Annotated in this window: 11 protein-coding genes; 7 read left to right on the plus strand and 4 right to left on the minus strand. The window is 69.2% G+C overall.

Annotation, left to right across the window (positions count from 1 at the left end):
- Positions 1-90: 90 nt before the first annotated feature.
- The gene (locus tag ACZ5IK_RS07545) at positions 91-1,182 is read right to left on the minus strand and encodes a hypothetical protein (RefSeq protein WP_465487019.1); all 1,092 of its coding nucleotides are present in this window, start codon (positions 1,180-1,182) and stop codon (positions 91-93) included.
- A gap of 376 nt (positions 1,183-1,558) precedes the next feature.
- Between ACZ5IK_RS07545 and ACZ5IK_RS07550 the strand changes: the two genes are divergently transcribed.
- Complete coding sequence (locus ACZ5IK_RS07550) at positions 1,559-2,032, plus strand: sigma-70 family RNA polymerase sigma factor (protein WP_465487020.1); 474 nt, start codon at positions 1,559-1,561, stop codon at positions 2,030-2,032.
- Between the two features lie 12 nt (positions 2,033-2,044).
- Here the strand turns inward: ACZ5IK_RS07550 and ACZ5IK_RS07555 are convergent, their stop codons facing one another.
- Positions 2,045-3,208 (minus strand): pyridoxal phosphate-dependent aminotransferase, encoded by a 1,164-nt coding sequence (locus ACZ5IK_RS07555; protein ID WP_465487021.1) that lies wholly within the window; start codon positions 3,206-3,208, stop codon positions 2,045-2,047.
- Between the two features lie 29 nt (positions 3,209-3,237).
- Between ACZ5IK_RS07555 and ACZ5IK_RS07560 the strand changes: the two genes are divergently transcribed.
- The gene (locus ACZ5IK_RS07560) at positions 3,238-4,536 is read left to right on the plus strand and encodes a DUF445 domain-containing protein (RefSeq protein WP_465487022.1); all 1,299 of its coding nucleotides are present in this window, start codon (positions 3,238-3,240) and stop codon (positions 4,534-4,536) included.
- A 259-nt stretch (positions 4,537-4,795) separates the two neighbouring features.
- Here ACZ5IK_RS07560 and ACZ5IK_RS07565 read toward each other — a convergent pair whose 3' ends face one another.
- The gene (locus ACZ5IK_RS07565; RefSeq protein WP_465487023.1) at positions 4,796-5,296 is read right to left on the minus strand and encodes a CGNR zinc finger domain-containing protein; all 501 of its coding nucleotides are present in this window, start codon (positions 5,294-5,296) and stop codon (positions 4,796-4,798) included.
- A 60-nt stretch (positions 5,297-5,356) separates the two neighbouring features.
- Between ACZ5IK_RS07565 and ACZ5IK_RS07570 the strand changes: the two genes are divergently transcribed.
- The 3 genes from ACZ5IK_RS07570 to ACZ5IK_RS07580 are packed head-to-tail and all read left to right on the plus strand — an operon-like array spanning position 5,357 to position 6,768.
- Positions 5,357-5,725: a VOC family protein gene (locus ACZ5IK_RS07570; RefSeq protein WP_465487024.1), complete on the plus strand. Its 369-nt coding sequence runs from the start codon at positions 5,357-5,359 to the stop codon at positions 5,723-5,725.
- Between the two features lie 33 nt (positions 5,726-5,758).
- Positions 5,759-6,133 (plus strand): TFIIB-type zinc ribbon-containing protein, encoded by a 375-nt coding sequence (locus tag ACZ5IK_RS07575; RefSeq protein ID WP_101611979.1) that lies wholly within the window; start codon positions 5,759-5,761, stop codon positions 6,131-6,133.
- A gap of 2 nt (positions 6,134-6,135) precedes the next feature.
- Positions 6,136-6,768: a P-loop nucleotide/nucleoside kinase family protein gene (locus tag ACZ5IK_RS07580; RefSeq protein WP_465487025.1), complete on the plus strand. Its 633-nt coding sequence runs from the start codon at positions 6,136-6,138 to the stop codon at positions 6,766-6,768.
- A gap of 5 nt (positions 6,769-6,773) precedes the next feature.
- Here the strand turns inward: ACZ5IK_RS07580 and ACZ5IK_RS07585 are convergent, their stop codons facing one another.
- Positions 6,774-7,904, minus strand: a complete 1,131-nt coding sequence (locus ACZ5IK_RS07585) for a methyltransferase domain-containing protein (RefSeq protein WP_465487026.1) — start codon at positions 7,902-7,904, stop codon at positions 6,774-6,776.
- Between the two features lie 166 nt (positions 7,905-8,070).
- Between ACZ5IK_RS07585 and ACZ5IK_RS07590 the strand changes: the two genes are divergently transcribed.
- Positions 8,071-8,472: a helix-turn-helix domain-containing protein gene (locus ACZ5IK_RS07590; RefSeq protein ID WP_101613678.1), complete on the plus strand. Its 402-nt coding sequence runs from the start codon at positions 8,071-8,073 to the stop codon at positions 8,470-8,472.
- Positions 8,469-9,119 (plus strand): hypothetical protein, encoded by a 651-nt coding sequence (locus ACZ5IK_RS07595; RefSeq protein WP_465487027.1) that lies wholly within the window; start codon positions 8,469-8,471, stop codon positions 9,117-9,119. The genes ACZ5IK_RS07590 and ACZ5IK_RS07595 overlap by 4 nt, the downstream gene beginning before the upstream one ends.
- Positions 9,120-9,121: the final 2 nt, after the last annotated feature.

Raw genomic sequence — 9,121 nt, forward strand, 5'->3', positions numbered from 1 at the left:
GAAAGCGACTTCTGCCAGGGATTTCAGAGGACGTCGAAAACCGAAGTTGATCTTGGTTTGGACGTGGTTCTCCCCGGCGACCCGGTCAGGTCAGTCGGGGGAGGTGGTGGGAAGCGCGGCTTCCCGGCCGGTGCGCTCGCCTTCGTGATCGCAGCCTGCTCCGAGGAGTTTCAGCTGCGTGGCGGGGATTCCGGCGTCGAGCACGGCGAGCGGCCCGCGGCCGCCGCCGGAGTGGTCGTGCCCGGGCTGGGCGCTCGTCGTGGGCGCGAGCGGGGCCACGGGGGCGTTCGGCAGGCCACCGCCGCCGCCGCCCGAGCCGCCGCCGTCCGGGGACGCGTGCGTGTCGGATTCGGCGGGGACGGCCGGAGCGGGCTGGGCGTCGAGCTTGACCCGGAGCGGCAGGGTGACGCGGTGGTTCTGGGGCGCCGCCGCCGGAACGGGTGTTTCGGCGGGGACGAACGGACGCGGGTCCGGGGTGCTCGGCGCGGGCGTGTTCGTCGCGATGTTCTTGGCCGGGACGGCGATGGTGACCGAGCCGCTCGCCGACTCGCCCGAGCCGCCGCCGAAGACGGGGTCGAGCATGTCGCCGGTACCCGGCAGGATCACCGGGGGACTCGCCCCGCAGCACGGATTAGGCGTGACGATCGGCGCGACGACGTGCTCGCCGATTCCGCCGACGACCCCGCCGACGGTTTCGACGACGCCGCCGACCGTGTTCGTGACGAGGTCCAGCACACCGCCGATGAGGCCGCCCAGCAAACCGTTGGAGGCCTGGGGCTTCGCGGTCTTCTTTTCCGGCTCCGGCGAAGAAGACGTCTCGACGGAGCTCGCACTCGAAACGGCCTTGTCCTCGACGGTGGCCTCAGGCTCCTCGCTCGACGCGGGGGCGGGCTCTTCCTTCGGGGTTTCGGCCTTCTTGGTTTCGGTGCTTTCAACGGGTTTCGTGGTTTCGGCCGAGCCGGAGTCCGAAGTGGACTCCTCCGGTGTGGTCGATTTCCCGGATTCGGGCTGGACCACCGAGGTCTCCGGCGTCACGGGGGTCTGCTCGTCGGCCGAAGCCGGAGTGCTCAAGACCGCGCCGAGGATCCAGCCGGTGAGCGCGAGCCCACCCGCGAAAAGGATTCGCGCGCCGGCTTTCGGGGCCTTGAGGCCGCGACGGGGTACGACTGCCGCACCACTCACAGCAATCACCACCGTCCGCGCCTGAAACCCACGTTTGCCGCGTGAGTTCGATCTTGCTTGGGGTCTCTTCCGGTCAGGTCGCAGTTCCCCCGGGGCTGCACCAGTTTTAGCACCGGAGGGGAGTGTTTCACCTCTGCCGCCGCCGATCCAGCCCGTTAGGCGGAACGACGCAACCGGCTCCGGTGCTTGGAGTACCGAAGTTGATCACTCTCGGTGTGTGCCCGGCGGCTATCCGGACCCGGGTGGAACTACTCAAATACTCGGTGACCTGATGTTTTAGGGGCTCGAGCCGGATCCCTGCTGCGGTGCGTGCCGTCAAAGTCGCGTTCGGTGATCGAGGTGGCGGACGCGAGCCGCCGGGACGGGAGAGTCCGCGATGTGGGACGTGAACGCGGTGTCGGCGGCGGTGCTCGGGGTGCTGAAGACCTATCGCCTGAGCGAAGCCGACGCCAGGGACGTCTGTCAGGACGCTTGGCTGGACCTGCTCCGCGCGCCTGGCGCGCTGCGTGACGAAGCGAAGCTCCGGGCATGGCTGACGACCACCGCGCGGCGCCGCGCGCTCCGGATGATCACCAGGAACAGGCGCGAAACGCCGCGTCCGCTCCCGGGGCCGGAAACGACCCCGGAGACCGAGGTCGTCCGGGCCGCCCGCGACCGCGCGCTGTGGGCGGCGGTCGATCGCCTGCCGGACGTGCACCGGCGGCTGATGTGGCTGCTCGCCCACCGGCCGGAGCTGTCCTACGTCCAGCTCGCCGGAGAACTGGGGATCAGCCCGGCCAGCGTGGGCAGGGTGCGAAGACGGTGTCTGGACCGGCTCAAGCGTGCCCTCGAAGTCGGCGGCTGGACCTGAACATCGGACGAGTCACCGGAGTTTGCGCAATCGGGTGACCGCTTCGTCGATGACCTCGTTGCGCTTGCAGAACGCGAAACGCAGGAGGTGTTTCCACTCTTCCGGGTGATCGGTGAACACCTTTACGGGCACGGCCGCCACGCCCACCCGTTCGGGGAGTTCCCAAGCCAGTTCCGCGGCGTCGTCGAAGCCGAGCGGGCGGACGTCGACGCAGATGAAGTACGTCCCAGCGGTCGGCCGGACCGCGAAGCCCGCCTCCGCGAGGCCGGCGGCGAGCCGGTCCCGCTTGCCCTGAAGGCTCGTGCGCAGCTCTTCGGCCCACGGCAGTTCGTGGTCCAGCGCGTGGGCGACGGCCGGTTGCAACGGACCGCCCGAGACGAAGGTGATGAACTGCTTCGCCGCTTTCACCGCCGCGACCAGCTCGGGGCTCGCGCAGACCCAGCCGATCTTCCAGCCGGTGCAGTTGAACGTCTTGCCCGCGCTGGAGATCGAGACCGTGCGGTCGCGCATGCCGGGGAAGGTCGCGAGTGGGAAGTGCTCGGCGTCGTCGAAGACCAGGTGCTCGTACACCTCGTCGGTGATCGCGATCAGGTCGTGCGTCACGCAGAGCGCGGCGACGGCTTCCAGTTCGGCGCGCGTGAACACCGTGCCGGTCGGGTTGTGCGGCGAGTTGATCAGGATCGCCCTGGTCCGATCGGTCACCGCGGCCCGAAGGCCCTCGATGTCCAGCGCGAATCGGCCGTCACGCTCGACCAAGCCGACGACGCGACGTTCCGCGCCCGCCATGGCGACGGCGGCCGCGTACGAGTCGTAGTACGGCTCGATGACGATGACCTCGTCGCCGGCCTGCGTCAGCGCGATCAGCGACGCCGCGATGGCCTCGGTGGCCCCGGCGGTGACCAGGATCTCCGTGTCGGGGTCGTACTCGACGCCGTAGCGGAGCCGGTGCCGCGCGATCGCCGCGCGCAGCTCCGGGCGCCCCGGCCCCGGCGGGTACTGGTTCGCGCCCCCGAACAGCGCGTTCTTGGCGGCGTCGAGCATTCCGGCGGGCCCGTCGGTGTCGGGAAAACCCTGGCCGAGGTTGACGGCTTCGTGGCGGACGGCCAGTGCCGTCATCTCCGCGAAGATGGTCGACGTGAAGGGCTGGAGGCGGGGTACGAGGACAGGTTCGCGCACGATCAGCCATCCTCACGGACAATGGCCCTGTGGAGCAACTGACGCCCGCCAAGGTGACCCCAGCCGATCCGCCCGGTGGAACCGCCGCCGAGGAGGAGAAGAGCCGCGGCCTGCGCAAGATGAAGCTGGTCGCGCTGTCGTTCCTGCTCGGTGCGACGGTGATCTTCCTGCTGACCAGTTGGGCCGAGGCCGCGGGCTGGCCGGGCTGGGTCGGCTACGTCCGCGCCGCCGCCGAAGCCGGGATGGTCGGCGCGCTCGCCGACTGGTTCGCGGTGACCGCGCTGTTCCGGCATCCGCTGGGGATCAAGATCCCGCACACCGCGATCATCCCGAACAAGAAGGACGCGCTGGGCAGCAGCCTCGGTGACTTCGTCGGCTCGAACTTCCTGTCCGAGTCGGTGATCCGCGAGAAGCTGAGCCGGGTCGAGGTCTCGAAGCGGCTCGGCGGGTGGCTTTCGCAGCCGCAGAACGCCGAACGCGTGACGTCCGAACTGGCCACCGTCGTCCGGGCCGCGGTCAAGGTGCTCCGCGACGAAGACGTCCAGGCGATCATGGAACAGGCCGTGGTCAAGCGGATCGTGGACAAGCCGTGGGGCCCGCCGCTCGGCAAGATCCTGGAAGGCGTGTTCGCCGACGGGGCACACCACAAGCTGGTGGACCTGATGTGCGACCGCGCCTACGAATGGGTGCGGGACAACCACACGACGATGCTGCGCGTGGTCTCGGACCGGGCGCCGAGCTGGTCGCCGAAGTTCGTCGACGAGATGCTCGCGGACAAGGTCTACGGCGAGGTGCTGTCCTTCGTGTGGGCGGTGAAGACCGACGTCAACCACCCGATGCGGCTGGCGGTGGACAAGTTCCTCGGTGAGTTCGCCCTCGACCTGCAGACCAACCCCGAGGTGATGGCGCGCGCCGAGCAGGTCAAGTCCCAGATGCTCGGGCACGACGAGGTGCAGAAGCTGATCGGCTCGGCCTGGGCGACCGCGAAGGACATGCTCCTCAACGCCGCCGAGGACCCGTCGAGCGAGCTGCGGCGCCGGGTGCGCACCGGACTCGAGACGCTGGGCGAGCGGCTGGTCTCCGACGACCACATCCGGTCCAAAGTGGACACCTGGGTGGAGGGGGCGGCGGCCTACCTGGTCACGCACTACTCCCAGGAGATCACCACGATCATCACCGACACCGTGGAGCGCTGGGACGCCGAGGAGACCTCGCGCAAGATCGAGCTCCAGGTGGGCCGGGATCTGCAGTTCATCCGGATCAACGGCACGGTGGTCGGCGCGCTCGCCGGTCTGGTCATCTACGCGGTCGCGCAGCTGCTCTTCTGAGCGGCGGCACTTATACCACACTCCGGAGGCCCTTCCGGGAGTTGTCCACAGGAAGTGGAGTCATCCCCAGGGTTATCCACAGCTTTTCACGTCTTTGGCCTAACGGTGTGCACAACCCCTGGGGGTAACTCGGGGGTGGGTGACCCCAGAAGTTGTGGTCGCGCGGGCGTGAGGGCGGGGGCTGAAGGGGCCTTTCCCCGCATGCGATGGGGTGAAAGCGTCCTTCGCCGCGTGACATGCGGGGAAAGGCCCCTTCGGCTCAGGTCGAGACGTCCGCCGTCCGCGCCCGCCAGGCCCGCGCCTTCTCCCGGTTCCCGCACGACCGCATCGAGCACCACGTCCGAGACCGGTTGCGCGACTCGTCGTAGAAGGCCCACAGGCAGTCGTCCGCCGGGCAGATCTTGAGCCGGATCCACTCGCCGAGCACGGTCAGCCGGGTCGACGCGGCCATCACCGCTTCGCTGACCGATTCCGCGACCAGGAGCGGGCCTTCCGAGCCGAGGACGATCTCCGCCGGTGCGCGCAGGCCGAGCCGGGGCAGCCGCGGGTCGCCGATCGCCGAGCGCAGCGCGTCCCGGGTTTCGCGCGCGGCCGCGGGGGTGTCCGCGCGCAGCCGGTGATCGCGGGCCCAGCGTTGCCAGGTCTCCAGATCGTCCAGGAGGTCGGTGCCGCGTTCGACGTTCACCGTGTTCAGAAACTCGACCACCAGGGACGCGTCGGTGTTCACCTCGCCCAGTGTACGGACGAGACCTGTTGTCATCGGCTCCGATAACCCGCATACTCTCTTCGCTGGTTACTCGATCATCGTGGAGGATGGCCCATGGGAGCGGTACCGACCTTCGGCGCGGTGGCCCTCGACTGCCCGGACCCGGTCGCGCTGGCGGAGTTCTACCGCGAGCTGCTCGACTGGCAGGCGGCCGAGGTCGCCACGGACGGCCATTGGGTGACGCTGCGGAACCCCGAGGGCGGCGCGCGGCTCTCGTTCCAGCGCGTGGCGGACTACCGCCCGCCCGCGTGGCCGTCGGCGGAGAACCCGCAGCAGGCGCACGTCGACCTCGACGTCACCGACCTCGAAGCCGGTCACGAGCGCGCGCTGGCCATCGGCGCGAAGCTGCTCGACGACTCCCCGGAGACCTTCCGGGTGTACGCGGATCCGGCCGGACACCCGTTTTGCCTGTGCGCCTGCTGACCTCGGACGCGAAAAATGCGTAATCTCTGATACGTGATTTGTCCGAAGTGCCAGAACGCCATGAAGACCGTCGACAAGAACGGTGTCCACATCGACCAGTGCCAGGGATGCCGCGGCATCTTCCTGGACAGGGGCGAGCTGGAAGCCATCGCCGGTGCCGAGAACTCGTACTACGGCGGGCACCAGCCTCCGCCGTACCAGGGGGGTGGGCACGCGCCGGCTCCGCACTACGGCCGCCCGGACTCCCCGCGGCCGCACCGCGGCGGGTACTCCGACTCGCCGAAGGGCTACCGGGGCGGCTACGCCGACTCGCCCAAGGGGTACCGCGGCCACGCCGACTCCCCGCACGGCTACGGCCACCAAGGCAAGCGTCGTAAGGGTGGCTTCCTCGAGGGCCTCTTCGACTGACCGTGGTCCTCGATCTCAAGATCTGCCCGGCCTGCGGCGATCGCGCCGAACGGCCACAAGCCGAGAGCGGGCTGCTGGTGTGCGCGGAATGCGCGCACCGGTGGCCGTTCCGGCGGCTCCCGTTGTTCGCGCTGACCGGGCCGAGCGGGGCGGGGAAGTCCACCGTCGGGCCGCGGCTGGCGGAACGGCTGGGCGACCTCGCGCTCGTGGTCGAGCAGGACGTGTTGTGGACAGGGGCGTTGCGCGACGACGTCCCCGGCCATCCCGCGTTCCGGTCGACCTGGCTGCGGATGGCGGCGATGCTGCACCAGAACGGTCGCCCGGTCGTGCTCTGCGGCACCGTCGCGCCGCCCGAGTTCGAGCAGTTGCCCGAGCGCGTCTTCTTCTCCGACATCCACTACCTGGCGCTCGTCAGCGAGCCCGACGCGCTGCGCAAGCGCTTGCTGGCGCGGCCCGCCTGGCGTGAGTGGGACGAGGAGCGGGTCGAGGAGATGCTGGAGTTCAACGAGTGGCTGCAACGGGAAGCGCCGTCGCTCGATCCGCCGGTCGAGTTGTTCGACACCACCCACATCCCGGTGGACGCCGCCGTCGATCACGTGGAGACGTGGGTGCGCGGCCTGCTTTCACGGTCGTAGCGGTTTCAGGGACACAGCGGCCAAGTCCTGCCTTCGGGGGAATCCAGCCAGATCTCCTGGTCGTCCCCGTCGAGGCTGAGTCCGAACCGGTCCCGCCACGGCTGACCGAGTTCGAGCCATTCCTCTTGCGCGCTTTCGACGAGCTCCCACAGCCGTCGCGGGCCGCCCTCGGCCACTTCGTACTCGCGGTCCGACTGCCGATGCCGGACCCAAGAGCCGTCCGCATGGACCAGCGCGGTGTTCTGGCCGTCCCGTAAGGCCGTCACGCCGGGAAGCTGGAGCCCGGCGAAGAACTCGAAGCGGCTGCGGACCTCGGTGATGACTCCCATCGGCAGCCGGGTCGGCCGCCAGGCGACGTCGCCGTCCGGCACCTTCGACGGCCTGAACCGGTGTGCGCGCAGCGGCATGAAGCGACCGTCGCGGCCGAGCACGCGCCCTTGTCCCGTCGCGCCTTCGCCCGCGACGATCCGGACGAGCCCGCCGCCGATCGGCCGGTTCAGCGTGGTGACGATCAGCCCGCCCGGAACGGTCTGCTCCAGCCACGCGGGCGGGATCGACGACACCGAACACGTGCACAGCACCCGGTCGTAGAGGACGCCCGCCGGGAAGCCGTCGGCTCCGTCGGACGCGGCGCACGAAGGCGCGTACCCGGCCTCCGCGAGCCGCTCGCGCGCGGCGTCGACCAGTTCCGGGTCAATGTCCACTGTGTACACGAGCCCGGAGCCGAGCCGATGGCACAGCAAGGCGGCGTTGTACCCGGTGCCCGTGCCGATCTCCAGTACGCGGTGCCCGTCGGCGACCCGGAGCTCTTCGAGCATGATCGCCATGATCGACGGCTGGCTGGACGAACTCGTCGGCGTTCCCGGCTGCGCGCCCAGATAGCGCGCCCGTTCCCAGAGTCCCGAATCGTCGTCGAGCTGGATGACCAGCACTTCGGGTGAGTAGGCGCGCCTGAGCCATTCTTCGTCGCCGTTCTCCACCGCGGCCCAGCCGTTCGCCGCCGGGACGAAGAACCGCGGCAGGAAGACGTGCCTCGGCACGGTGCGGAACGCGGTCATCCAGCGCGCGTCGTGCAGTACGCCCTCGGCGAGCAGATGCTCGACGAGGCGCCGCCGCAGCCGCGTCGCGTTCGACATCCCTCCACCGTAATCCTTCATGTCGCAGCGGGGTGAGCACCAACACACCCGATGGTTGCAAGCAGAGTGCTTGCAATAGCTAGCACTCGCGCGTAGCGTTGAAGACGTCGCGAGGAGGTGACCGATGTCAGACACCAACCGGGATCAGCCCCCATCGGGCGGACCGATGGAGAAGGTCGCGGACATCGCTTCCGACATCGGCGAGTACATCCGCCAGCAGCGCAGCACGGCGAAGATCTCCTTGCGGCAGCTGTCGAAACTCGCCGGCGTGTCCAATCCGTACTTGAGTCAGATCGAGCGCGGGGTCCGCAAACCCAGCGCGGAGATCCTGCAGCAGATCGCCAAGGGCCTGCGTATTTCGGCCGAGGCGCTCTACGTGCAAGCGGGAATCCTCGATCTGCCGACGGGCGGCCCGGTCGGCGATTCGATCCGCGCCGACACCGAGTTGACCGAGCGGCAGAAGCAGGTCCTGCTCGACGTCTACGAATCGTTCCGCCGCGAGAACGCCGCCGCGAAGCCCCCGCGGGCGGAAACCACAGTCCAAGCCGAAACCGAGGAGTCAGCATGACCACGGCCACGACCACCAAGACCGACCGCAAGAACACCGCCCTCGACCAGTTCCGCACGCCGCTGCTCGCCGCGCTGGGTGCCGGGAACCTGGCGGGCCAGGCCGTCATCGATGCCGTCGGCAAGGCCCGCGAGAAGGTCGTCGAGGGTGGCGAGACCGCTCGCAAGAACATCGAAGAGCTCCCGCACGACGTCGAGGGCCTCCGCGAGAAGCTGGACCCGGCCGAGCTGCGCAAGGTCATCGACGAGTACACCGAAGCCGCGCTGAAGCTGTACAACAAGCTGGCCGAGTCCGGCGAGCAGGCGTGGGACAAGATCGCCGCGCAGCCGCAGGTCAAGAAGGCCATCGAGCAGCTCGAAGACGCGACCGCGGACACCCGTGAGCGCATCGACACCGTGCTCGGCAAGGTCACCAAGGGCACCCGCTCGGTGGGCGAGAAGACCGCCCGCAAGGTGACCGAGGTCGCGGGCGAGATCGCTGACGAGGTCGAGGAGATCGGCGACGACCTCGCGCACGAGACCCGTTCGGCTTCGCGCAAGGTCGCCAACAAGACCGCGCCGAAGACCACGTCGCCCGCCGCGCGCCGCACCACGACCAGCCCGGTCGTGAAGAAGCCGGCCACCGCGCCGAAGACGACCGAGAAGTAAGG

The sequence above is a fragment of the Amycolatopsis sp. NPDC031561 genome (genome assembly GCF_055580625.1).